The sequence below is a fragment of the Rhodanobacter sp. OR92 genome (assembly GCF_000427545.1).
Lineage (GTDB): Bacteria > Pseudomonadota > Gammaproteobacteria > Xanthomonadales > Rhodanobacteraceae > Rhodanobacter > Rhodanobacter denitrificans.
The window spans coordinates 52754-77342 of the sequence record NZ_ATYF01000012.1; the positions used below are offsets into that span (position 1 = coordinate 52754).

23 protein-coding genes are annotated in these 24589 nt (G+C 67.8%); 15 read left to right on the forward strand and 8 right to left on the reverse strand.

Going from position 1 to position 24589, the window contains the following annotated elements; all coding sequences use genetic code 11:
• The first annotated feature begins 87 nt into the window (after window positions 1-87).
• Genes metG through nth form a run of 4 tightly spaced genes read left to right on the forward strand, consistent with a single transcriptional unit; the run spans window position 88 to window position 3899 of the window.
• A complete protein-coding gene (gene metG, locus RHOOR92_RS0105605; protein ID WP_027489824.1) occupies window positions 88-2190 on the forward strand; it encodes a methionine--tRNA ligase in 2103 nt (700 codons plus the stop codon).
• Window positions 2191-2204: 14 nt separating this feature from the next.
• Window positions 2205-2660 (forward strand): DUF2007 domain-containing protein, encoded by a 456-nt coding sequence (locus tag RHOOR92_RS0105610; protein WP_015447303.1) that lies wholly within the window; start codon window positions 2205-2207, stop codon window positions 2658-2660.
• Entirely contained in the window at window positions 2653-3267 is a 615-nt protein-coding gene (locus RHOOR92_RS0105615) for an RnfABCDGE type electron transport complex subunit B (protein ID WP_007512911.1), read from the forward strand. The genes RHOOR92_RS0105610 and RHOOR92_RS0105615 overlap by 8 nt, the downstream gene beginning before the upstream one ends.
• The gene (nth, locus tag RHOOR92_RS0105620; protein WP_007512910.1) at window positions 3264-3899 is read left to right on the forward strand and encodes an endonuclease III; all 636 of its coding nucleotides are present in this window, start codon (window positions 3264-3266) and stop codon (window positions 3897-3899) included. Before RHOOR92_RS0105615 ends, nth begins: the two co-directional genes overlap by 4 nt.
• Window positions 3900-3951: 52 nt before the next feature.
• On the opposite strand, the gene RHOOR92_RS0105625 is transcribed toward nth, so the two are convergent.
• The 3 genes from RHOOR92_RS0105625 to RHOOR92_RS0105635 are packed head-to-tail and all read right to left on the reverse strand — an operon-like array spanning window position 3952 to window position 5883.
• The gene (locus RHOOR92_RS0105625) at window positions 3952-4560 is read right to left on the reverse strand and encodes a class I SAM-dependent methyltransferase (RefSeq protein WP_015447301.1); all 609 of its coding nucleotides are present in this window, start codon (window positions 4558-4560) and stop codon (window positions 3952-3954) included.
• A 43-nt stretch (window positions 4561-4603) separates the two neighbouring features.
• The gene (locus RHOOR92_RS0105630) at window positions 4604-5521 is read right to left on the reverse strand and encodes a sensor domain-containing protein (protein WP_015447300.1); all 918 of its coding nucleotides are present in this window, start codon (window positions 5519-5521) and stop codon (window positions 4604-4606) included.
• On the reverse strand, window positions 5521-5883 hold the full coding sequence (locus tag RHOOR92_RS0105635; protein WP_027489825.1) for a PadR family transcriptional regulator: 363 nt from the start codon (window positions 5881-5883) through the stop codon (window positions 5521-5523). The genes RHOOR92_RS0105630 and RHOOR92_RS0105635 overlap by 1 nt, the downstream gene beginning before the upstream one ends.
• 279 nt (window positions 5884-6162) lie before the next feature.
• On the opposite strand from RHOOR92_RS0105635, the gene RHOOR92_RS0105645 reads away from it, so the two are divergent.
• The 8 genes from RHOOR92_RS0105645 (at window position 6163) to RHOOR92_RS0105680 (ending at window position 13996) form a co-directional block, all read left to right on the forward strand.
• Window positions 6163-6621: a hypothetical protein gene (locus RHOOR92_RS0105645; protein ID WP_231378337.1), complete on the forward strand. Its 459-nt coding sequence runs from the start codon at window positions 6163-6165 to the stop codon at window positions 6619-6621.
• An 85-nt stretch (window positions 6622-6706) separates the two neighbouring features.
• Window positions 6707-7618, forward strand: a complete 912-nt coding sequence (locus RHOOR92_RS0105650; RefSeq protein WP_015447298.1) for a DUF3034 family protein — start codon at window positions 6707-6709, stop codon at window positions 7616-7618.
• Window positions 7619-7650: 32 nt separating this feature from the next.
• Window positions 7651-8142, forward strand: coding sequence for a group 1 truncated hemoglobin (locus RHOOR92_RS0105655; RefSeq protein WP_015447297.1), 492 nt, complete (start codon window positions 7651-7653; stop codon window positions 8140-8142).
• Window positions 8143-8411: 269 nt separating this feature from the next.
• Window positions 8412-9350, forward strand: a complete 939-nt coding sequence (locus RHOOR92_RS0105660) for a peptidylprolyl isomerase (protein WP_015447296.1) — start codon at window positions 8412-8414, stop codon at window positions 9348-9350.
• Window positions 9351-9428: 78 nt separating this feature from the next.
• Window positions 9429-10022: a hypothetical protein gene (locus tag RHOOR92_RS0105665; RefSeq protein ID WP_007512896.1), complete on the forward strand. Its 594-nt coding sequence runs from the start codon at window positions 9429-9431 to the stop codon at window positions 10020-10022.
• Window positions 10023-10175: 153 nt separating this feature from the next.
• Window positions 10176-12323, forward strand: a complete 2148-nt coding sequence (locus RHOOR92_RS0105670; RefSeq protein WP_027489826.1) for an AsmA family protein — start codon at window positions 10176-10178, stop codon at window positions 12321-12323.
• A gap of 65 nt (window positions 12324-12388) precedes the next feature.
• Complete coding sequence (locus RHOOR92_RS0105675; RefSeq protein WP_007512891.1) at window positions 12389-13318, forward strand: DMT family transporter; 930 nt, start codon at window positions 12389-12391, stop codon at window positions 13316-13318.
• A gap of 33 nt (window positions 13319-13351) precedes the next feature.
• A complete protein-coding gene (locus tag RHOOR92_RS0105680) occupies window positions 13352-13996 on the forward strand; it encodes a class I SAM-dependent methyltransferase (protein ID WP_027489827.1) in 645 nt (214 codons plus the stop codon).
• A 61-nt stretch (window positions 13997-14057) separates the two neighbouring features.
• On the opposite strand, the gene RHOOR92_RS0105685 is transcribed toward RHOOR92_RS0105680, so the two are convergent.
• The 5 genes from RHOOR92_RS0105685 to RHOOR92_RS0105705 form a co-directional block, all read right to left on the reverse strand.
• Window positions 14058-14273, reverse strand: coding sequence for a GDCCVxC domain-containing (seleno)protein (locus RHOOR92_RS0105685; RefSeq protein WP_007512887.1), 216 nt, complete (start codon window positions 14271-14273; stop codon window positions 14058-14060).
• A gap of 6 nt (window positions 14274-14279) precedes the next feature.
• Window positions 14280-17453 carry a CusA/CzcA family heavy metal efflux RND transporter gene (locus RHOOR92_RS0105690; protein WP_027489828.1) on the reverse strand — a complete coding sequence of 1058 codons (3174 nt, stop codon included), beginning with the start codon at window positions 17451-17453 and terminating at the stop codon, window positions 14280-14282.
• Complete coding sequence (locus RHOOR92_RS0105695; protein WP_027485400.1) at window positions 17450-18751, reverse strand: efflux RND transporter periplasmic adaptor subunit; 1302 nt, start codon at window positions 18749-18751, stop codon at window positions 17450-17452. The genes RHOOR92_RS0105690 and RHOOR92_RS0105695 overlap by 4 nt, the downstream gene beginning before the upstream one ends.
• On the reverse strand, window positions 18748-20007 hold the full coding sequence (locus tag RHOOR92_RS0105700; RefSeq protein WP_027489829.1) for a TolC family protein: 1260 nt from the start codon (window positions 20005-20007) through the stop codon (window positions 18748-18750). Before RHOOR92_RS0105700 ends, RHOOR92_RS0105695 begins: the two co-directional genes overlap by 4 nt.
• A gap of 82 nt (window positions 20008-20089) precedes the next feature.
• The gene (locus RHOOR92_RS0105705) at window positions 20090-20503 is read right to left on the reverse strand and encodes a hypothetical protein (RefSeq protein ID WP_027485398.1); all 414 of its coding nucleotides are present in this window, start codon (window positions 20501-20503) and stop codon (window positions 20090-20092) included.
• 620 nt (window positions 20504-21123) lie between these two features.
• On the opposite strand from RHOOR92_RS0105705, the gene RHOOR92_RS20085 reads away from it, so the two are divergent.
• The 3 genes from RHOOR92_RS20085 to RHOOR92_RS18560 are packed head-to-tail and all read left to right on the forward strand — an operon-like array spanning window position 21124 to window position 24559.
• Window positions 21124-21489: a DUF2933 domain-containing protein gene (locus tag RHOOR92_RS20085; RefSeq protein WP_081660221.1), complete on the forward strand. Its 366-nt coding sequence runs from the start codon at window positions 21124-21126 to the stop codon at window positions 21487-21489.
• Window positions 21486-22148 (forward strand): isoprenylcysteine carboxylmethyltransferase family protein, encoded by a 663-nt coding sequence (locus RHOOR92_RS0105710; RefSeq protein WP_027485397.1) that lies wholly within the window; start codon window positions 21486-21488, stop codon window positions 22146-22148. The genes RHOOR92_RS20085 and RHOOR92_RS0105710 overlap by 4 nt, the downstream gene beginning before the upstream one ends.
• Window positions 22145-24559, forward strand: coding sequence for a heavy metal translocating P-type ATPase (locus RHOOR92_RS18560; protein WP_231378338.1), 2415 nt, complete (start codon window positions 22145-22147; stop codon window positions 24557-24559). Before RHOOR92_RS0105710 ends, RHOOR92_RS18560 begins: the two co-directional genes overlap by 4 nt.
• Window positions 24560-24589: the final 30 nt, after the last annotated feature.

Consider the following 24589-nt stretch of genomic DNA (forward strand, 5'->3'; position numbering starts at 1 on the left):
AGCCCGGATCGCGCCGGAAGCCCCGCCCACGGCCGGTGCGGCCGGGCGGCCATGGCATAATGCGCAGTCATCACCGGAATACGCCCCATGAGTCGCCGCCTGCTCGTCACCAACGCCCTGCCCTACGCCAACGGCCCGCTGCACATGGGCCATCTGCTGGGCTACATCCAGGCCGACATTTGGGTGCGCGCACAACGGATGAGCGGCCACAAGGTGGCCTACGTCTGCGCCGACGACGCGCACGGCACGCCGATCATGCTGGCTGCGGAAAAGGCCGGCATGACGCCGGAGGCGTTCATCGCCGGCATCCGCGAGGGCCACGAGGCGGATTTCGCCGCGTTCGGCGTGGCGTTCGACCAGTACCACACCACCCATTCGGAAGAGAACCGCGAGCTGTCGACGCTGATCTACACGCGCCTGCGCGACGCCGGCTACATCGCCAGGCGCGAGATCCAGCAGTTGTTCGACCCGGAAAAGCAGATGTTCCTGCCGGACCGCTACATCAAGGGCACCTGCCCGAACTGCGGCACGCCGGACCAGTACGGCGACAACTGCGAGCACTGCGGCGCCACCTACGCGCCGACCGACCTGATCAACCCGACCTCGGTGATGTCCGGCGCCACGCCGGTGCTGCGCGACTCGGAGCACTACTTCTTCGAACTGGGCAAGTTCGAGGGCCTGTTGCGCGACTGGTTCGCCGGCAAATTCACCCACGGCAAGCCGGTGGCGAACAGCGGCGTGGCGGCGAAGCTGCGCGAATGGCTGGACGGCGGCCTGAAGGACTGGGACATCTCGCGCGACGCACCCTACTTCGGCTTCCCGATCCCCGACGCGCCGGGCAAGTTCTTCTACGTGTGGCTGGACGCGCCGGTCGGCTACCTGGCCAGCTTCAAGGCACTGTGCGACCGCACGCGACTGAAGTTCGACGAGTTCCTCGCTGCCGACAGCAGCGCCGAGCTGCATCACTTCATCGGCAAGGACATCATCAACTTCCACGGCCTGTTCTGGCCGGCGATGCTGCACGGCGCCGGCTTCCGCACGCCGACCGCGCTGCACGTCAACGGCTACCTCACGGTGAACGGCGCGAAGATGTCCAAGTCGCGCGGCACCTTCATCCAGGCGCGCACCTACCTGGACGCCGGCCTGCATCCGGGATTCCTGCGCTATTACTTCGCCAGCATGCTCAGCGACGCGCCGGTCGATGTGGATCTGGACCTGAAGGCGTTCGAGGAACGCGTCAACTCGCACCTGGTCGGCAAGTGGGTGAACATCGCCAGCCGCACCGCCGGCTTCGTGCACAAGCATTTCGGCGGCCGCCTGGCGCCGCAGTTCAGCGCAGAGGAAACCGCGCTGTGGAACACCCTGCTGGAACACTACGACGGCATCGCCGCGCTGTACGACAGCGGCGACTTCGCCGAGGTTACCCGCCGCTTCGTGCTGATGGCCGACCTGGTCAACGGCCACATCGCCGCCAAGGCGCCGTGGGCGATGGCCAAGGACGAAAGCCGCCGCGACGAGCTGCACCAGGTGTGCTCGTTTGCGCTGACCGCGTTCCGCCTGCTGGCCGGCATGCTCAAGCCGATCCTGCCAATCACCGTGGCTGCCGCCGAGCAGTTCCTGGCCGCGCCGATCACCGACTTCGACGACGCCCGCGCCGCGCTGCGCAATCACGCCATCCAAGCCTTCGAGCCGTTGCTCGGCCGCATCGATCCCAAGCGCATCGAGGCCATGGTCGAGGCCTCGAAGGATTCGCTCGGCGGTCCCACCGAAGCCTCCGCCGTCCCGAAAAAGAAGAAAGCCATGAACGACAGCGCCAAACCCGCCGCCGCGATCGCCGAGCCGGCCCCGGCCACGCCCGCCACCATCGGCATCGACGATTTCGCCCGGCTCGACCTGCGCATCGGCAAGGTCACCGCCTGCGAGTTCGTGGACGGTTCCGACAAGCTGCTGCGCTTCGAACTGGACGCCGGCGCGCTGGGCACGCGGCAGATCTTCTCCGGCATCCGCGCCGCCTACGCCGAGCCGGAGAAACTGGTGGGCCGCAACGTGGTATTCATCGCCAACCTGGCCCCGCGCAAGATGCGCTTCGGCCTGTCCGAGGGCATGATCCTCTCGGCCGGCGACGGCGGCAGCGACCTGTTCCTGCTCGACGCCGACCCGGGCGCCAAGCCAGGCGCCACCGTGCGCTGATTGAGAGATCGCACATGCGATGCGTCCACCAATCCTTCGACCACACCGAGGCAGAAATCGTCGCCGGTTTGTTGCGTGAGGAAGGTTGTACCGCCTTCGTGTTTGAAAACGGTCTGTCGCGTCTCAAGTGGTACCAGGTCATCGCGTTCGGTGGCTCGGTCGTCATGGTGCCCGATGCATGCCTCGAACAGGCCAGTGACGTGCTCGATCACTGGAGGCGCGGCGACTATCGCGTCGAAGACGACGATCAATGCCCACGTTGTCACAGCAGCGATATCGAAGAGAACCCCAACTATCGCGGCTGGGCCTTTTTCTTCGGATGCTTCCTGGGTTTGCCGATATGGCCCGCTCTCAAGTGGAGAGAACGCTGCAAGTCGTGCGGTCACCACTGGAAAGCGACTCCGCCGGACACCTATGCGGAATGGGGCAAGCTGGGGGCCAAAACCGAAGCACCTGCACACGATGACTGAGCTCGTGACCCTCGCCGACCGCATCGACGCCGTGCTGCCGCAGACGCAGTGCGAGCAATGCGGCTACCACGGCTGCCGGCCGTATGCGGAAGCGATCGCGCGCGGCGAGGCGGACATCAACCGCTGCCCTCCCGGAGGCGACGCCGGCATCGCGAAACTCGCCGCGCTGCTGCAGCGCCCCGTGTTGCCGCTGGACCTCGCATGCGGCACGGAAAAACCGCGCATGCTGGCGCGCATCGTCGAGGCCGACTGCATCGGCTGCACCAAGTGCATCCAGGCCTGCCCGGTCGACGCGATCGTGGGCGCGTCGAAACTCATGCATACGGTGCTCGCCGACGACTGCACCGGCTGCGAGCTGTGCGTGCCGGCCTGCCCGGTCGACTGCATCGTGCTGGAACCGATGCCGCCCGCGCAGATCGACCAGGCGCATGCCGACGCGGCGCGCGAACATTTCCGGCGCCGCGAGGCACGGCTGGCGCGCGAAGCCGCCGAGCGCGAGGCCGAGCTGGCCGCGCGCAAGGCGGCGGTGGACACTCTCGCCGCGGCCAACCCGGTGCTGGCCGCGCTGGCGCGCGCCAAGGCAAAACGACAGGAGCCGAATCCGTGAAGCGCGCCGACGTGGTCGAACTGTTCACCCGCCTGCGCGAGCTGAACCCGCACCCCACCACCGAACTCGCCTACACCACGCCGTTCGAGCTGCTGGTGGCCGTGGTGCTGTCGGCGCAGGCCACCGACGTGGGCGTCAACAAGGCCACCAAGAAACTCTATCCGGTGGCGAACACGCCGCAGGCGATCCTCGAACTGGGCGAGGAAGGACTGAAGAAATACATCAACACGATCGGCCTGTTCAACGCCAAGGCGAAAAACGTGATCGCGTTGTGCCGCCTCCTCGTCGAACAGCACCACGGCGAAGTGCCGCGCACGCGCGAGGCGCTGGAGGCGCTGCCCGGCGTGGGCCGCAAGACCGCCAACGTGATGCTCAACACCGCCTTCGGCGAGCCGACCATCGCGGTGGACACGCACATCTTCCGCGTCGCCAACCGCACCGGCCTGGCGCCGGGCAAGGACGTGCGCGCGGTGGAGGACAAGCTGGAAAAAGTGGTGCCGGCCGAGTTCAAGCGCGACGCCCATCACTGGCTGATCCTGCACGGCCGCTACGTGTGCAAGGCGCGCAAGCCGGATTGTCCGCACTGCCCGATCCGCGACCTGTGCCGCTACAAGCACAAGACGGTGGAATAGCGGACGAAAACGCCCCGCGGCCGGATTCCCTGGCGGGAGCGCAATCCGGGCGTCAGGCCGGCAGTTGCGCCCGTTCCAGCGCCGCGACGTGGCGCTCCAGCCGCGGCCCGAGATAACAATGCGAGCCGCACGGCAGCAAGCCCACCTTGCCGAACTCGCGCAGGTACCAGGCCGGCGCGCGCGCCACGAAACCGTGGTGGTCACCGGCCACGTCGTCGCGGCTGGTGAACACTTCCAGGAACGCCACGCCCTCCAGCATCTCGCCGATGCCCTGCAGCCCGGCGCGGATCTCGGCCGGCCTCAGGTAATGCAGTACGTCGGTGCACACGATCAGGTCGAAGCGGATGTCGAAGCGCAGCTGTTCCAGCTGGCCGAAGCGCGCCAGGCCGATGTGGCGGCTACGCCCGTAACGTGCCACCACGTATTCGCTGGCATCCAGCCCGCGATACGCGATGTCCGGGCGCAATGCACGCAGCGGCGCGCGCCAGGTCGCCTCGCCGCAACCCACGTCGAGCACGTTGCGGATCGGCCGGCCGAGGTAGTACTCCGCCTGCGCCACCACCATCGCCACCTTGCGCTTCAGCTCCGCCGGCGAGGCGACGGCGTGCCGCGGGTCGCGATACCACTTGTCGAAATAGGCGCGGTCGTAGGTCTTGGGCATCGGCGGTCGGTCCGGCAAAGCCCGCATGGTAACTGGGCGACGCTCAATCCGCCGCGCGCGGTACCAGCATGTGCTTGGCGACATGCCCGTGCAGCCGACCGAGGCCGCGCGCCAGGTGCAGGGTGGCGAACAGCAGCACGATGCCGATCACGCACATCGCGATCGCATCGCCCCAGCCCGGCACATGTGCGCCGAAACCCCAGTCCACGGTGACCTGGCGCGGCCAGGACACCCAGCTGTCGTCGCGGAACAACATCGCCAGCGGCGCGCCGATGAAGGCCACCGACACGCTGAGCAAAGTCACGGCCAGCGTGAAGTACACGATGCCCAGCGGCAGCATCAGCCACATGTAGCAAAGCGTGGTCCAGGTGTGCACGTCGGTGAACATGCTGCCGATGCGCTGCAGCAGGGTCATGCCGGTGGTCGGGTACACCGGCCGGCGCGGCATGCGCATGCCAAGCATCGCCTCCACGATGCGCCCCTCCACCAGCGACAGCACGCGCACGCTGCCGAAGAACAGCACGATGAACGGCAGGCCGATGATCAGCACCGACAAGCCCACCGACAGCGACAAGCCGGTCACCGCCCAGGTGAAGTAGAAGATGCCGGTGGCCAGCGACAGCAGCATGTAGAACAGCGCGCCGTAGGTGCGCGGATCGGCGGCCACGCCGAAGAAGCGCCCGGCCAGCGAACGCCGCTTCGGCGGCGGCGGCGGACGCAGCGCGCGCTGGATCCTGATCTCCTGGTCGCGGTAGATCTCGGCCACCTCGTCCGGCGCGCCGTAGCTGCCGACGACGTGTTCCAGCATCGCCGCTTCGCTGCGGCCGGGCTGCTCGGCCAGCTCGGCGCGCAGGTGTTCCTCGGCGTCGTACAGCGCGTCCTGGATCAGCGCCGGATCGGCGCCGCGCAGCGCGGCACGCAGTTGTTCAAGGTATTCGGCGATCGTGCGTGGCGCGTTCATTACACCCCTCCTTGCAAGACGTTATCGACGGAATCGCGGGTGGCGTTCCACGCGGCGACCCATTCGCGCAATACCTCGCGCCCCGGTTTGGTGATGCGGTAATAGCGGCGCGGCGGCCCGCTGACGGAGGGCTCGACCTCGCTGGCCAGCAGGCCGGCCGCCTCCAGGTTGCGCAGCACCGGATACAGCGCGCTCTGCTTGCCGGCCAGCACGCCTTCGCCCACCTCTTCCAGCCGCTTGGCGATCTGGTAGCCGTACATCGGCTGGCGCGACTGCCCCAGCACTGCCAGCAGCACCAGCGACACGGTGCCGCTGGAAAGCTCCTTCTGGAACTTCTTCAACTGGCTGGCGCTGTCATCCACGTCGCTCACCCGTACTGCCGCATGGCGTTGAGTGAACTGTAGTACGAACTTGACACTAGTGCATGGGCCTTAAGTCATGCCTTGGCCAACCGGCCACTTGGCACGACACCCCGCGCATCAGAACTCCGTACGCCCCTCTGATTTCCCGGACTCGCACCAGCTTTGGCGTCCTTCCCAATGGTCGCGCGCGTCGAGCCGCTCGACTGCGACGTGTCGAAGCTGCGCAAGCTGCCGCAACAGTGGCAAGCGGCCGGGTCGAGTCCATGAAAAACGCCACGGATGCCGCATCCGCGGAGACACGGGCTGCGTATCTGCGCTGAAGCCGGCATTTCCATCCACTCGCGGAGTATCGCCATGAAACGTTCATTGTTCCTCTCAGGTTGGCTGGTCGTCGGCGCCATGATGATGGCGCTCGCAATGGCCGCCCAGCCGCCGCCGACCGCCAATGCGCAGCACCAGCTTGTCGGCGCCCGTGGCATGACGCTGTATGTCTTCGATGCCGACGGCGACAGCGGGCGCAGCGAATGCAGCGGTCCATGCGCCAGCCTGTGGCCGCCCTATGCGGCCGACGCCAACGTGACGGCGAGCGAAGGCTTCAGCGTGACCGCACGCCCCGACCACAGCCTGCAGTGGGCGTTCAAAGGCCATCCGCTGTACCGCTATGCGGGTGACGCGAAGCCTGGCGACCAACGCGGGGATGGCATCAACGGCACCTGGCACATCGCCCTGATGCATTGATGATCGTCGCGCTGCATCCGCCCGCCCCGATGCCCCGTACCTGCATGTGCGGCGCAGTGTCGCGCCGACACGGGAGGAGAAATTCATGTACAAGCATCGTATGAACCGGGCAATCGCGCTCGGTGGGCTCGTGCTGGCCGGCGCACTGGTTTCGCTGACGGCCGCCGCGGACGACGGCGGCTCGAGCACGCCGGCCGGTGTCAGCGGCAAGCTGCTGCTCACCGGCGGCGTCTCGGAAATCGGCGGCGCCGCAGGCGGCGGCCTCACGCCATGGGCGCTGATCGGCGGCTACGGCACCAATGACCAGATCGGCGCCAACGCGTTCTACACCCGCGTGAACGCGCAGGACTACCACCTCGACGACGCCGGCGTGATGGTCGGGCTGTATGACCGGGTGGAAATTTCGTTCGCGCAGCAACGCTTCGACACCGAGAAGGTGGGCGGCCTGCTGGGGCTTGGCAACGGCTTCACCTTCAGGCAGAACGTGCTCGGCGCAAAGGTGCGGCTGTTCGGCGACGCCGTGCTCGACCAGGACAGCTGGGTGCCGCAGGTGTCCGTCGGCATGCAGTACAAGAAGAACAACCAGGACGCCGTGGTGAAGTTCGTCGGCGCCAAGCGTTCGCAAGGCACCGATTACTACGTCAGCGCGACCAAGCTGTTCCTGTCGCAGAGCCTGCTGCTGAACGCCACGCTGCGCTTCACCAAGGCGAACCAGATCGGCATCCTCGGCTTCGGAGGCGACAAGCACGACAGCTACCAGGCCGAATTCGAAGGTTCGGTCGCCTACCTGCTCAGCCGCAACTGGGCCATCGGCGCGGAATACCGCCAGAAGCCGAACAACCTCGGCATCGCCAAGGAAAACGACTGGTACGACGCCTTCGTCGCGTGGGCGCCGACCAAGCACGTCTCGCTGACGCTGGCCTACGCCAACCTCGGCAACATCGTGATCAAGGACAACCAGCGCGGCCTGTACGCGTCCGTGCAGGTCGGCTTCTGACGACCCCATCATCCGATACGAGGATCAAGCCCATGCTCAAGCATTCCCTTGCCGCCGCCGCGCTAACCGCCGGCCTGCTGATCAGCCATCACGCCCTCGCGCAGGATGCGCCCGCCAAGTCGGACCAGTCCACCACGGAGGCCGCCTCGGCTCCACGCGACCCGGCGCTCAAACCGGTCTTCGACGAGTTCGGCGGCAAACCCGGGCTCGTCACGCTGGTGAACGATTTCATGGACAACCTGATGGCCGACCCGGTCACCCGACCATTCTTCGCCAACGCCGACCGCGAGCACATCAAGAAAGAGCTCGTCGACCAGTTCTGCGTGATCCTCGACGGACCATGCACCTATACCGGGCGCGACATGGCCTCGGTACACAAGGGCATGGGCGTGAACCGCACGAATTTCAACGCGCTGGTAGAAGACCTGCAGACGGCGATGAACAAGCACGGGGTCCCGTTCCGTGCGCAGAACAAGCTGCTGGCAAAACTGGCGCCGATGCACCACGTGATCATCACCAGGTAACCGGGTGTTCCCGATGCGATCTGCGGCGTTGCCGCAGATCGCCAAACCGCTCGCCAACACCCCACGGTCCGCACTTGCTGTGCGTTGGCGAGTATTTGATCCGGCCACGACACACAATGCTTTGCTGTCCGTGGTCTGGCGAAGTGGGCACAGGGCATTTCCCCGTCGCACGGGCCTCGGTCTTCGCGCCGGCATGCACTTTGGCGTCATGCCCCAGCCGCACTCTGCTAAGTTGCAGCCCTTGTCCATTCGTTGACCAGGGGAATGCCATGCTTAGCCGCCACCTCATCGCCGCACTCGCGCTGACCAGCAGCCTGCTGGCACTGCCTGCCCTCGCCGATGGGCAGGCCAAGCCCACGCCGACCACGAAAGAGATCCTGGCCAAGTCGACGCCAGTCGAGTGGCGCACGCCGGACCCGCAGAACCTGATAATCATGCAACTGCCGACCGGAGGCGTGGTGATCGAGCTGGCGCCGGACTTCACCCCGCTGCACGCGGCGAACATCCGCACCCTGGTGCGTGGGCATTATTTCGACGGGCTGGCGATCATCCGCGTGCAGGACAATTTCGTCACCCAATGGGGCGACCCGAACGACGACGACAACGGCGACAAGAGCAAGCTCCGTTCGCTGGGCAAGGCCAGCAAGACGCTGCTGCCGGAATTCACCCGTGCGATCGACCCGAAGCTGGCGTGGACGCCGCTGCCGGACGGCGACGTGTACGCGCCCGAGGTCGGCTTCAGCGAGGGCTTCCCGGTGGCGCGCGACCCCGCCGCCGGGCAGCAGTGGCTGGCGCACTGCTACGGCATGGTCGGCGTGGCGCGCGACGTGGCGCCGGAAACCGGCAGCGGCAGTTCGCTGTACGCGGTGATCGGCCAGGCGCCGCGCCGGCTGGATCGCAACCTCGCCGTGGCCGGCCGGGTGCTGGAAGGCATGCCGCTCTTGTCCGGCCTGCCGCGCGGGCCGGAACCGATGGGCTTCTACGCGAAGCCGGCGCAACGCATCACCATCGAATCGGTACGCCTGGCCGCCGACCTCCCGGCGAAGGATCGCCCGGCGATCGAGGTGCTGCGCACCGACAGCGCCAGCTTTGCCGCACTGGTCGAGGCGAAACGCAACGGCCACAACGCGTTCTATGCCCGGCCGGCCGGCAAGGTCGACCTGTGCAGCATCGACGTGCCGGTGCGCGAGGCGAAACCGGCGCATTGAGGCCGCCGCGTCGCCGCAAACATTTTGTTCACCCGCGTCGGTTACCTTGCATCTCCAGCCGAGCGCGGAAACCACTGCATGCCATTGAACGATACCCTGGCCTTCCTGCGTGCCTGGCTGCGCGACCCGCGCGGGATCGGCGCGGTAACGCCGTCCGGCGCCGCGCTGGCGCGGCTGATGACCAGCCGGGTCGGTGCGCTGGACGGCCCGGTGATCGAACTGGGCCCCGGCACCGGCGCGCTGACCCGTGCCCTGCTGGCGCGCGGCGTGCCGCTGCACCGGCTGGCCTTGATTGAGGCCGACCCGCATTTCGCCGATGCACTGAGCCGGCGCTATCCGCAGGCGACCATCCTGCGCATGGACGCGGCCCGGCTCGGCGATACCGCACCGCTGTTCGGCGACGAGCGCGCCTGTGCCGTGGTCAGCGGCCTGCCGCTGCTGTCGATGCCGCCGGCCCAGGTCGCAGCGATCGTGCAGGGCGTGTTCGAGCGCCAGCTGCGCAGCGGCGGCATGTTCTACCAGTTCACCTACGGCCCGCGCTGCCCGCTGCCGTCGGCCCTGCTCGCGCGACTGGAACTGCAGGCCCACCGGGTCGGCAGCGCGCTGCTCAACCTGCCGCCGGCGGCGGTGTACTGCATCAGCCGGCGGGCGGAGAGCCAGGTCGCCGCCTGAGCCGCCGCGGGAACTGCCCGGCCAGTGCGCGTGAACGGGGTCTGAAAGCCGTCGACCATCACGACACTGCCTATGCATCGCTGCGGCTATCACTGGCGGCGATGCTTCGACGCGTCCAGGCGACGCGCGGGCCCACCGCCGCGGGAGTGAGGGATGCAACGCCGCCGGAAAGTACTCAGCTCGATCGCGGGCACGCTGCTGGTGCTGCTTGCGCTGCTGCTGGTCGCCGTCGCCACGTTCGACTGGAACCGCATGAAGCCGTTCATCGCCGACAAGGTCAGCCAGGCGATCGGGCGCCCGTTCGCGATCGATGGCGAGCTCACCGTGGACTGGCAGCGCGATCGCCACGGCAGCTGGTTCGCCTCGCTGCTGCCGCGGCCCGAGTTCACCGCGCGCGACATCCGCATCGCCAACCCGGGCTGGGCCGCGCGGCCGCAGTTCGCCCACCTCGACGCGCTGCGCTTCCGGCTGTCGCTGCCGGCGCTGCTGACGCACCGCATCGACGTGCCCACGTTGCAGCTGGTGCGCCCCACCGCCGACCTGGAGCGCGACAAGTCGGGGCGCGCCAGCTGGGATTTCGCGCCGCCGGAAAACACCGCACCCTCCGCCTGGAAGCTGCAGCTGGGCACGATCGGTTTCGACCAGGGCCTGATCACTCTCGACGATGCCGCCAACCGGGTGAAGCTGAAGCTGGTGGTGGAGCCGCTGCAGGAAGCCATCCCCTATGAGCAGATCGTGGCGCAGCAATCCAGCGATGCGCGCGAGCAGGCCGGCAAGACGGTCGGTGCCGCGGCGAAGAAGGCCATGGCCGGCGGCAACGTCACGCCGGAACCGGTCGGCCAGGCGACCGCGTCGACGACCTACCAGTTCAGCTGGACCGCCGAAGGCAGCTACCAGGGCAGTCCGCTTACCGGCAAGGGCCGCACCGGCGCCGTGCTGGCGCTGCAGGATACGACCAGGCCGTTCCCGCTGCAGGCCGACCTGCGTATCGGCGACAGCCGCATCGCCCTCGTGGGCACGCTGACCGATCCGCTGCACCTGGGCGCGCTGGACGTGCGCCTGTGGTTCTCCGGCTCCAGCATGGCCAAGCTGTATCCGCTCACCGGCCTCACCCTGCCCGACACGCCACCCTACGCCACCGAAGGCCATCTGAAGGCCGCACTGCATCGCGGCGGCAGCCGTTACAGCTACCAGGACTTCCGCGGCCGCGTCGGCGGCAGCGACCTGGCCGGCAACCTGGTCTTCGTCACCGGCGGCAAGCGCCCCAAGTTGAGCGGCGACGTACACTCGGAGCTGCTGCAATTCGCCGACCTGGCACCGCTGATCGGCGCCGATGCCAACGCCGGAAAAATGCAGCGCGGCGACGCCACGCCGCAGCCGGCCGACAAGCTGCTGCCGGTCGAACCGTTCCGCACCGAGCGCTGGCAGGCGATGGATGCGGATGTGAGCTTCAGCGGCGCGCGCATCGTGCGCGGCGCGGCGCTGCCGATCGACTCGCTCGCCACCCATCTGGTCATGAACAACGGCGCCCTGTACCTGGACCCGCTGAGCTTCGGGCTGGCCGGCGGCACCGTGCGCAGCAACATCACCCTCGACGGCAGCCGCACACCGATGCGCGGCCTGCTCAAGCTCGATGCGCGCCATCTCAGGCTCAAGCAGCTGTTCCCGACCCTCGAACCGATGCGCACCAGCTTCGGCGAGATCAACGGCGACGCCGCGCTCGATGCGCAGGGCAATTCCATCGCCGCCCTGCTCGGCAGCGCGAACGGCGAGCTGAAGCTGCTGATGAACGACGGTGCGATCAGCAAGACCCTGCTGGAAACCGCCGGCCTCAACGTCGGCAACATCGTCATCGGCAAGCTGTTCGGCGACAAGACCGTGCAGATCAACTGCGCGGCCGCCGACATGGCCGCCAGCAACGGCCTGTTCGACATGCGCCTGTTCGTGTTCGACACCGACGACGCACTGATCAACGTCACCGGCACGGTGAACTTCGCCAACGAAAAGCTCGACCTGGACGTGAAACCGCACACCAAAGGCTTCCGTGTGTTCTCGCTGCGCTCGCCGCTGTACGTGCGCGGCACGCTGAAGAACCCGGACGTCGGCGTGCACGCCGGCCCGCTGCTGGCGCGCGGCGCCGGCGCCGTCGCTCTCGGTACGGTCGCCGCGCCGGCCGCCCTGCTCGCCCTGGTCGCACCCAGCCACGGCGACGACGGCGACAACACCTGTCGTGCCGTGCTGCAGCAGTTGCGCAGCTCCGGCAAGGTGATACCGGCGAGCAAACCGGCGGCGAAGAAGTAAGCATCAGGCACGTCGCCAACGATGACCGGCGCTAGAATGACGGCACTCCTCCTCGTGCGACCCCCATGCAACCCGTCAACCAGGCCCGTCTGCAGATTCATTTCTGCGTGTTGCTGTGGGGCTTCACCGCGATCCTCGGCAAGTTGATCACGCTGCCCGCGTTGCCGCTGGTGTGGTGGCGCATGCTGCTGGTGGTGGCGGCGCTGCTGCTGATGCCGCGGGTCTGGCGCGGCTTGCGCGCGATGCCGGCGCGGCTGATCTGGGCGTATGCCGGCATCGGCGTGCTGGTGTCGCTGCACTGGCTGAGCTTCTATGCCGCGATCAAGCTGTCGAACGCCTCGGTCGGCGCCACCTGCATCGCGCTGGGGCCGGTGTTCCTGGCTTTCATCGAACCGTGGATCGCCAAGCGCAAGTTCGACCCGCGCGAGCTGCTGATCGGCGTGGCGGTGGTGCCGGGTGTAGTCATGGTAGTGGGCGGCGTGCCGCACGACATGCGCGCGGGGATCGCGGTGGGCGTGCTGTCGGCGCTGTTCGTGGCGTTCTTCGGCTCGCTCAACAAGCGGCTGGTCGAGCACGGCGACCCGCTCACGGTGACCTTCATCGAGCTGGGCACCGGCACCGTCTTCCTCACCCTGCTCGCGCCGTTCATTCCGCATGCCGGCCCGGCGTTCATGCTGCCGGGCATGCACGATGCGCTGTTGCTGCTGGCGCTGTCGTTCGGCTGCACCCTGCTGCCGTTCACGCTGGCGCTGGTGGCGCTGCGCCACATGAGCGCGTTCGGCACGCAGATGGTCACCAACCTGGAGCCGGTCTACGCGATCGTGCTGGCGATCGTGCTGCTGGGCGAGCAGCATGAGCTGGACGGCTGGTTCTACGCCGGCGTGGCGGTGATCCTGGCCGCGGTGTTCATGCACCCGCTGCTGAACCGGCGGGCACGCGGCACCACGCAGCCCGAACTGCTCGGCACCGCCGAAAGCCACGGCATGGTCGACTGATCCATCGTCAGCGGCATTCCCGAGGAGCAGCCCATGACCGACAAGCAGCAGCACTGGGAAACGGTGTACCGGAGCAAGGCACCGGATGCGGTCAGCTGGTACCGCCCACATCTGGATACCTCGCTGGCGCTGATCGAGCGCGCCGCGCCCGACCACGGCGCCGCCGTGCTCGACGTAGGCGGCGGCGCATCGACCCTGGTCGACGACCTGCTTGCGCGCGGCTACCGCGACCTCAGCGTGCTCGACATTTCCGCCGAGGCCCTGAATGTCGCCCGCGAACGCCTGGGCAAGTCGGCGGACGCGGTGACCTGGCTGGCGGCCGACCTGCTCGACGCGCCGCTGCCGCAGGCCCGCTACGACCTGTGGCACGACCGCGCCGTGTTCCACTTCCTGACCGAGGCGGAGCAACGCGCGCGCTATCTGCAGCAGCTGGCCCGTGCCCTGAAGCCGGGCGGCCACGCGGTACTGGCCACCTTCGGGCCGCAGGGCCCGCTGAAGTGCAGCGGTCTGGATACGGTCCGCTACGATGCCGAGGGGCTTGCCCGCGCGCTCGGCGACGGCTTCGCGCTGCTCGACAGCACGCTGGAGTTCCACGCGACTCCGTTCGGCACCACCCAGCAGTTCCTTTATGCGCTGTTCCGGCGGACGCCCGTCGGCAGCGCCGCTGCGATGCGCTGAACGCGAAGGGCAATGCACGACGCGGCGCCCGGCCGCGCAACCCGCAGCCATCGTCGGGCCGCTAGCCGCAGCAGCCCTTCTGCTGCTGGATCGGCGGGCACGGCACGCTGCCCCAGAAACAGAACACGCAGCAGTCGCCCGGTTTGGGCCGCAGCAGTTCGCCGCAACCCGGACAGTCGTAGAAGAACTGGCAGGCGTCGGTCGGCATGGTCTCGGTGGCCTGGTGGCCGCAATGCGGACAGGTCAGCGTGCTGCGCAGGATGGGTTCGCTCGTCATGGGTCTTTACCCTACTCCGCTTGCACCTGCTTGATCGCTGTCATCACCGGCCCGACGCAGCCGGCGCAGCACCAGCAGGCGGAACGCGGCGGGGATGACCAGCATGGACAGCAACGGCGCGGTGAGCATGCCGCCGATCATCGGCGCGGCGATGCGCTGCATCACTTCGGAGCCGGCACCGTGGCCGAGCAGGATCGGCAGCAGGCCGGCGAGGATCACCGCCACCGTCATCGCCTTCGGCCGCACGCGCTGCACCGCGCCTTCGCGGATCGCCTCGTCCAGCTCGGCCGCACCCGAGTGCGGATCGGCTGCCAGCTGGCGGTCCCACGCGTGGTGCAGGTACAGCATCATCACCACGCCGAACTCGGCGGCGACGCCGGCCAGCGCGATGAAGCCGATCATCGTCGCCACCGACACCGCATGCCCCAGCAGCCAGACCAGCCACAGCCCGCCGACCAGCGCCAGCGGCACGCTGGCCATGATCAGCGTCGCCTCGCTGATCCGGCGGAACACGGCGTAGATCAGCACGAACACGATCAGCAGCACCACCGGCACCACCAGGGTCAGCCGCTGCGTCGCCTGCGCCAGGTATTCGAACTGGCCCGACCACGCCAGCGTGATGCCCGGCGGCAGGCGCACCTCGCGCGCCACCACACGTTGCAGATCCGCCACCACCGCGCCGAGGTCGCGGCCGGCGGTATCGACGTAGACGTAGGTCGCCAGTTGGCCGTTCTCGCTTTTCAGCATCGGCGGCCCGGCGACTACCTCGATCTCGGCCACCTGCCCCAGGGTCAGCTGCACGCCGTTCGCCGCGACGATCGGCAATGCCTTCAATGCTGCGAGTGAATCGCGCTCGGCCCGCGGGTAGCGCAGCACGATCGGATAGCGCTCGCGTCCGGCGACGACCTCGCCAACCGGCTCGCCGCCGACTACGGTGGCAATCAGCTGCTGCAGCTGCTGCTGGGTCAGGCCATAGCGCGCGGCATCGACCCGGCGGATGCGCACGTCGACATAGCGACCGCTGGCCGCCCGCTCGGCAATGGCCGAACCGACGCCAGGCACCTGCCGAGCCACTGTCTCGATGCGATCGGCCACCTCCTGCAATGTCGATGGATCGGAGCCCAGCACCTTGATGCCGATCGGGCTCTTGATGCCGGTAGCCAGCATGTCGATGCGGTTGCGCAGCGGCGGCACGAACAGGTTGGTCAGGCCCGGCACGCGCACCGCCCGGTCCAGCTCCGCCTTGATCTTGTCCATCGTCATGCCCGGGCGCCACTGCGCCTTCGGTTTGAAGGTGATGGTGGTCTCGAACATCTCCATCGGCGCCGGATCGGTGGCGGTGTCGGCACGGCCGGCCTTGCCGAATACGTGGTCGACCTCGGGCACGCTCTTGATCATGCGGTCGGTGAGCTGCAGCAGCTGCGCCGCCTTGCCCGCGGACAATCCGGGCAACGCGGTGGGCATGTACAGCAGCGTGCCTTCGTCCATCGCCGGCATGAATTCGCTGCCGAGCCGGCCGAGCGGCAGTAGCGCGGTGAGCAGCAACAGCCCGGCCAGCGCCAGGGTCGTTTTCGGGGAGCGCAGCACCGCTTCCAGGATCGGCCGGTACAGCGCGATCAGGCCGCGGTTGAGCGGATTGGCGTGTTCCGGGCGGATGCGCCCGCGGATCAGGTAACCCATCAGCACCGGCACCAGCGTCACCGCCAGCCCGGCCGCCGCCGCCATCGCGTAGGTCTTGGTGAACGCCAGCGGCTTGAACAGCTTGCCCTCCTGCCCCTGCAGCGCGAACACCGGGATGAACGACAGCGCGATGATCAGCAGGCTGACGAACAGCGCCGGGCCGACTTCCGCCGCCGCGTCGGCGATCAGCGACCAGCGCGCCGTGCCTTGCGGCTCCTTGCCGTCGTGCGCATCGCGCCAGTGTTCCAGGTGCTTGTGCGCGTTCTCGATCATCACCACCGCCGCATCGACCATCGCGCCGATCGCGATGGCGATGCCGCCGAGCGACATCAGGTTCGCCGTCACGCCTTGCAGGTGCAGCGCGATGAACGCGACGAGCACGCCCAGCGGCAGGCTGACCACCGCGACCAGCGCCGAGCGCAGGTGGCCGAGGAACAGCGCGCAGACCAGCGCGACCACCAGGAATTCCTCCAGCAGCTTGCCCCACAGGTTGCTCACTGCCGCATCGATCAGCTGCGCGCGGTCGTAGGTCGGCACGATCTCGACGCCGGCCGGCAGGCTGTGCTGGAGCTCGGCGAGCTTGGCCTTGACCGCCTCGATCGCGGCCTTCGCGTTCTTGCCCGAACGCAGCACGATGATGCCGCCGGCCACCTCACCCTGGCCATCCAGCTCGGCGATGCCGCGCCGGAAGCTCGGCCCGCGCCGCACCGTGGCGACCTCGCCAAGCAGCACCGGCACGCCAGCCGCGTTGGTGTCGACCGGCACGCGCTCGAAATCCTCGCGGCTGCGCAGATAGCCTTCACTGCGCACCATCAACTCCGCCTCGCCCTGCTCGATCACCGAGCCGCCGCCGGCGCCGTTGGCCGCGCGCACCGCGTCCGTCAGCTGCGCCACGGTGATGCCGCGCGCGGCCAGCGCCGGCGGGTCCGGCACGATCTGCCAGGCGCGTTCCATGCCGCCCAGGCTGGCCACTTCGGCCACGTCCGGCACGGTCTTCAGCTGGTAGCGCAAAAACCAGTCCTGCAGCGCGCGCAGTTCGCCGAGGTCGTGCTTGCCGCTGCGGTCGACCAGCGCGTACTCGTAGACCCAGCCCAGGCCGGTGGCGTCGGGGCCCAGCGACGGATTCACCCCGGCCGGCAGCCGGTCACGCACCTGGCTCAGGTACTCCAGCACGCGCGAGCGGGCCCAGTACAGGTCGGTGCCGTCGTCGAACAGCACGTAGACGTAGGAGTCACCGAAGAACGAATACGCACGCACCGTGCGGGTGCCAGGCACCGACAGCATGGTGGTGGCCAGCGGATAGGTGACCTGATCCTCGACTACCTGCGGTGATTGCCCGGCCCAGCTGGTGCGGATGATCACCTGGGTATCGGAGAGGTCCGGCAAGGCGTCCAGCGGCGTACGCATGAGCGAGAACACGCCGGCCGCGGCCAGCGCCAGCGCGGCCAGCAAGACCAACATGCGGTTCGCGATCGCGGCCCGAATCAGCGCGGCAATCATCGCTTGTCTCCCGTCGGCATCGGGTGGGACATGGCATGGTTCGCCGCGCTGGTAGCCGCTGCGGGCGCCTCCCGGCCATCGCCCAAGCGCTCCAGCGCACCGGACAGGCTGGCCTCCGAATCGATCAGGAACTGGCCGGACACGACGATCTTCTCGCCGCCGTGCAGACCGGCCAGGATCTCCGTGTAGCCGTCGGCCGAGCGTCCGGTGCGCACGGCGAGCGGGCGGAAACGGCCGCCCGCTTCGGCCACGATTACCCGCGTCTGCTGGCCGGTCGCGATCAGCGCGTCGTCCGGCACCACCGGCACCGCCACGCCATCGGCCGGATGCAGTTGCACGGTGACGAACATGCCCGGGCTCAGCCGATCGCCCGGGTTGGCCAGCACGATGCGCGCGCGCCGGGTGCGCGTGGCGCTGTCGATATCCGGCAACAGCGCCTCCACGCTGCCATGAAACACCTGGCCCGGCAGCGCATCGACCGTGACGGTGACGGGCGTACCGCCGCGCACCGCACCGGCGAGCGCCTGCGGCACCGCCGCCTCGACCCACACCGTGGCCAGGCCGTTCAAGGTCAGCAGGGTCTGCCCGGCGCTGACCCGCTGCCCTTCGCGCACCTCCAGCGTGGTGACTACGCCGGCCTGCGGCGCATACAGCGCGATCGCCGCACCCGCGCCGCGGCGCACAGCGCGGATGTCCACAGCGGTCAGGCCGAGTACCTGCAGGCGCTCGCGCGCGGCGCCGCGCAAGGCCTTCGCGTCGGCCGACCGCGCGCCCTGCAGCGCGTCGTACTCGGCCAGCGCGCTGCTCCACTGCGGCGCCAGCAGTTCGGCCAGCGGCTGGCCCGCCGCCACCTGCGCGTACGGCGCACGCACCTGCAGCCTGGCGATCACCGCATCGACGCGGGCGCTGACCGTGGTGGCCTCGCGCGGATTCCACGCCACCGTGCCGGGCACGCGCAGCGTGGTCGACAGCACGCGGCGCTCGACCGGTGCGGTGCGCACGCCCAGGTTCTGCACGGTGGCCGGATCGATCCGCACGAACGCCCCGGCCGCATTGGCGTCGGCATACCGCGGCACCATTTGCATGCCCATCGGCGACAGGCCGGGGCGGTCGAAATGCTGCTCCGGCGCCATCGGGTCGTACCAGTACAGCACCTTGCCAGCAGGCTCCGGCGCAGCCGGCGACGGATGCACCTGCGCGGGCGCGGTGGGGGCCCGGTGACGACCGCCGAGATAGCCGGCGACGAGCAGGCCAGCAGCCGCGACGATGGCGGCAAGAATGATCAACAGGCGCTTCATGGCGTTGTCTCCGAAGGCAGCAGGTAGGCAAGCGACGCCCACAGCCGTGCGCGTGCCGCCAGCGCATCGGCGTAGCCCAGGCGCAGCTCGATCTCGGCGCGGCGGGCATCCAGCCACGGCTGCAGCGAACCGCTGCCGCGGTAACCGGCCAGCGCGGTTTGTGCGCGGTCACGCGCCAGCGGCAGCAGGGTTTGTTGGTAGCGTGCGATCTGCCGCCCCCAGCCCTGCCACGCCGCCAGCGCCCGCGTCACCACCTCGCGCTGGGCGCGGCGCGCGTCCTCGCGATCGGCCTGCACGGCGTCCCACTGCGCCTGCCGGGCGCTGATCCCGCGGTCCTGCCGGTTGCGGGTGAACAGCGGCAGGCTGACGCCGACCTCCAGCATCACCATGTCCGACAGGCCCGGCGCGCGCCGGCCGTAGCTGGCGCTCACGCTCCAGTCCGGGTGGCGCGCCGCGCGCGCCTGCTCGAGCGCCGCCTGCGCCACCTGCTCGCGCGCGGCCCACGCCTGCAGCGGTGCCTGCCGGTCGACGGTGGACACCAGACGGTCGGCGTCCACCGGCAACCGGCTGAAATCCTGCGTCGCGGCAAGCGCGCCGGGCGACGTTCCCAGCCAGCGCTGCAGGCCCGCCTGTGCGGCCGCCAGATCCACCTCGGCCGCCTCGATCCGATTGTCCAGCGTGGCCATCTCGGCCCGCGCCGCCAGTGCATCGACCGCGCTGCCCTCGCCGCCGCGCAGGCGCGCCTGCGCGATCCGCCAGGCCAATGCCGCTTCGTCATGCAGGCCGAGCAGCAGCGCGTGCTGCTGCTCGGCCGCCCATACGTCGATCCACGCATCGGCGATGCGCTCGCGCACGCCCTGCGCGGCGACCACGCTGTCGGCCTGCGCCGCATCGACCCGTGCGCTGGCCAGCGCACGCTCCGCGCGACGCGCTGTGCGCGATGGAATGGCCTGCATCACGCCGACCGTACGCGCGGTCATCTCGTCCGAACGCAGACTGAAAGCGCCCGGGCTTGTGACCGGGTAGTTGGAAAGCCCGAACGTCAGCGTGGGATCCGGCAGTTGGCCGGCACGCGCCGCCTCCTCGCGCGTCGCCGCGATGTCGGCGGCGCGCGCTTCAAGTTGCGGCGCGCGCGCCAGGCCTTGCCGGACAGCTGTTTCCAGGGTCAGTGGCGGTTCGGCGGCATGCGCCGCCGCCCACGGGAGCAGAACCAGGCCCGCCACCATCAGGTGTCGGGCGAAATAAATGGACAACATGAGTGAACACTCCGTCGATCTGCATTTGCGTCTTGCCAAAGCGGGCATGACGCCACGTCGGTGGATACCGCGACGGGTCAGATCAAATCAGGAGTGTGCAGTACAACAACATGGGCGCGGGTGGCGGCGCGCGCAAACGGTCGAGCCGTGCCAGGGTGCGGTTCGACGGCAACGTCACGGCCGCCACGGACAACAGCATCGGCGGCAGCGCAGTCAGCACGTTGAGTGGCACCGAGGCGGTGCGGACATCGACCTGGGTGGCGTGATCGGGCAAGCAATGCTTGTCGCAGAGCGGGTCGGTAGGAGCCCCCTGCATCTGCGCGCAGGTCTGGTCCACCGCCGGCATTGAGGTCATCGCCGTCGACTGGCCCGTTGCCTTCGGCAGCGTTGGACAGACGTAGGCAGCCAGCGCCACCTGCTGCCAGAGCAGCAGCACCGTCACCAGCCAGGCAAGGCGGCGGCGTGTGGCGGGATGCATGTGGAACGGACGGACCATGAATAGCTATATATCTCGATGAATACAAGGTTGCTTTGACTTGAATCAACTTCAAGTTCACCGGCCATGTTCAATGTGCTCGCATGCGCGAGTCACGCGGTCATCCAGAGCGGGCAACGTGACCTTGCGGAAACGCGCAGCGCCCAACTAAGGACAACTCAGGACAGCGGATACCCCACACTTTCATGATGATCCTGGCGTACGGGCGCACACGGCATCATCCCATCTGCATCTGATGTTGTATGGGGGCACCTTGGCAGCAGACACCGATCGAGGGCGGGCGCCTCTGGCTTGAGGCCCAGTCGCGACGTTGTGCTGCAGCATTGCCTTTCATCCACAGCAGATCCAGTCATATGGCCGTCTGGCCGCCCAGAAGGCCACATTCACAAGACCGCGATTGCAAATCCCGCGGCACCCTCTTGACCACGATCAATCCACCCCTTTTTGTAGCCGCCCATACTTCGCTCCAGTCCCTGCGAAACTCCAGACTTGAATCCATGCCATCCATTTGACCGAGGCCAAGTTCCCGTTCTTCTGAACGCGCAGAGTTGAGCCACAGCAAAGCGCTCACGGATGAGTGCTATCGACCACCCGTTTGGTTTCACCAGGGGGACCCAGCGATGAAGAATGACCCATCCCTTGGCGACCCACGCCCACAGTTACGAGGGCACACCAACGACTATCCTGAGCGTCGGTGGCAATGGCGCGTCGCGTTCTGGCTTCTGCTCGCGATTGCCGCGTTCTACTTGTTTACCGAGCACCGGGCTCACCTCGCACTCGGTTTGCCGTATCTACCCTTTCTATTGTTGGCAGCCTGTCCGCTGCTACATATGTTCGGCCACGGTGGCCATGGCGGGTACGACGGCCATCGGCACTCACGGCAGCATCGGTCCGGCGACAGCCCTTCCCCGTCGAGTGACGCCCGTTCGGGTGCCACTGAACACAGGACCAATGGCACCCATCGGCGAGAAGAGGATCGGCCATGAACACGACCATTCCCGGCTACGGCATGTGGGGACTCGCCGCCGCCAATGCTGCCTTCTTCATCTTCTTCGCCTGGAGCTTCTACATGCCCTTGAACGCCCGTGACTGGCGCAGTTTCGGCCTGTTCTCCGCCTTTGTTGTAGCGCTGTTCGCCGAAATGTACGGCTTCCCGCTGTCGTTGTTCCTGCTGTCGGGATGGCTGTCGTCGAAGTTTCCGGGGGTGCACTGGCTGAGCCACGACGCCGGCCATGTGTTCGAAATGATGTTTGGCTGGAGACTGCACCCTCACCTTGGCCCGTTCCATATCGCGAGCTTCGTGCTCATCGGCTTGGGCTTCTGGTTGCTGTCGGTAGCATGGCCGGTGCTCTACCGCGCCCAGCGCGATGGACGGATCGCCCACGAAGGAATCTATGCCCGTATCCGACATCCCCAATATGTCGGGTTCTTCATGATCATGACCGGATTCCTGCTGCAATGGCCCACACTGCTGACGCTAGCCATGTATCCAGTCCTGATCTGGGTCTACGCCCGTCTCTCGATTGCCGAGGAGCGCGATAGCCTCAAGCGGTTCGGCGAGGCCTATGCCAGCTACATGACCGAGGTACCTCGCTTCATTCCACGTCGTCGGCGAATGGGCAGTACTTCCGGAGCTGCGCCTTGAACAAAATCGCATCGAAGATGAGAACCCACGTGTGGCCCGTCGGCCGGATGTGCACCGCCGGATGCGCCACCACGTTGGAGCGCAGCGTCTTAGCCATCCCGGGTGTATCGGCGGCGAACGCGAATTTCCCGTCCGGCACGCTGAAAGTCGATTACGACCCGGATCGGCTGTCGCCCGGACAGATTGCCGCCGTGATCCGGGGCGCAGGATTCTCCTGCAACCAGGGCACTCCCGGCGTGACCACATCCCACGCGCATGCGGACCACGGCGCGCACGCAGCGCACGTGCCGACGCCGACAGCCGCCCCCAGTACGGCGGCCGCCCATGCCGATCATCATGCCGGGCATGGCACCGCCGCCGCCGGCAAAAAGTCCGAAGCCCTGCACGATGCCCATGAAGGCATGCATCACGGAGGCGACCTCCACGCTGCCGCTCGGGACATGCAACGGCGTTTTGTTGTCGCGCTGATCTTCGCCATTCCCGTATTCCTGTGGTCACCGATGGGGCTGATGCAGCCGCCACCGGTGCCGTTCGGGCTGGACAAGGATCTCTGGCTGTTCCTGCTCGGCTCCGGCGCGGTGATCTACCCGGGCTGGCCATTCTTCACTGCCGCCATCCGGTCGCTGCGCCATGGCGTACTCGACATGGCCGTATTGGTTCTGCTGAGCGTCGGTACCGGCTACGGCTTCAGCATCGGCACCACGTTCTTCTTCGAAGGGCCGAACTTCTACGAGGCCTCCGCGGTGTTGCTGACCTTCGTCCTGCTGGGGCACTGGCTGGAGATGCGCGCCCGGGCCGGCGCATCCGACGCGATGCGGGCACTGCTCAAGCTCTCGCCGCCACGCGCGGTGGTGCGACGGGGCCACACCGAAGTCGACGTTCCCACCGCCGAGGTCGTGATCGGCGACACCGTGGTGGTTCGTCCCGGCGCCAAGATTCCCGTGGACGGCGAGGTCATCGAAGGCAGCTCGCAAGTGGACGAGTCGATGCTGACCGGCGAATCGATGCCTGTACGCAAGGACCCGGGCAGCTTGGTGGTGGGTGGCGCGATCAACAAGAGCGGTGCCTTTGCCTACCGCGCCACCAAGGTTGGCTCGGAGACCGCCCTCGCCCAGATCATCGCGCTGGTGCAGGAAGCCCAGAACTCCAAGGCACCCGCCCAACTGCTTGCCGACAGGGCCTCGCAGTGGCTGGTGCTGGCCGCGATCATCATCGGCCTGCTCACGTTTTCCGTCTGGTTCTGGTGGATCGGCCAGTCGTTGCTGTTCGCGCTCACGCTTACTATCACGGTGTTCGTGATCGCCTGTCCGGATGCGTTGGGTCTGGCCACTCCGATGGCCATCATGATCGGCACGGGACTGGGGGCGAAACAGGGCATCCTGTTCAAGCATGCCGAGGCAATCGAACAAAGTGCTCGGCTGGATGTGGTGATTTTCGACAAGACCGGCACCCTGACCGTGGGGCAGCCCGAAGTGGTCGAAGTCGCCGTGGCGGATGGCTGGACGGAGGAACGGATGCTGGCGCTGGCCGCATCAGTGGAGTCCCACTCGGAACATCCGCTGGCACAAGCGATCCTCAAGCGCGCAGCGCCTGTCTCCATGAAAGCAGCAGCCTTCAGCAACGTCGATGGCCGGGGTACCACTGGCACCGTCGAGGGCGCGAAGCTGTTGCTCGGAAACCGCCTGCTGATGATCGACGGGGGCGTCGCACTGGAGCCATTGCAGACGCAGGCGGAAAGATTGCAAAGCGGTGGCCGGACCGTGATCTACGTGGGCCGCGAACGGGCCTTGATCGGATTGATCGCGATCGCCGATGCAGTCCGCCCGACGTCGCGCGACACCATCGCCGAGCTCCACCGCCGCGGGGTCAAGGTCGCCATGATCACCGGCGACAACCGCCCGACCGCAGAGCGCGTCGCGGCCGAGCTCAACATCGACATCGTGCTGGCGGACGTGCTTCCGGGCGAGAAGGCCGACGAGGTGAAGAAGCTCCAGGCCCAGGGCCGGCGTGTGGGCATGGTCGGTGACGGCATCAACGACGCACCGGCCCTGACCCAGGCCGACGTCGGATTCGCCATCGGCGCAGGCACCGACGTCGCCATCGACAGCGCGGACATTGTGCTGATGCGCAGCGATCCGTACGACGTGGTGCGTGCAATTACCATCGCCCGCGGCACGCTGCGCAAGATGCACCAGAACTTGTGGTGGGCGGTGGGTTACAACGTGATCGCTTTCCCGCTGGCTGCCGGCGTACTTTATCCGTTCGTGCTGTCGCCCGAGATTGCCGCGCTGTCGATGTCCGGCAGCTCGGTCATCGTCGCGGCCAATGCATTGCTGTTGCGCCGCATGAAACTGGGCCGGGCCGCCGAGTACAACCCCACCTCGACCGCGCCAACCGTGGCCACGCCATGAGCATGTGCCGGACGCTTCCTCATCCACAAC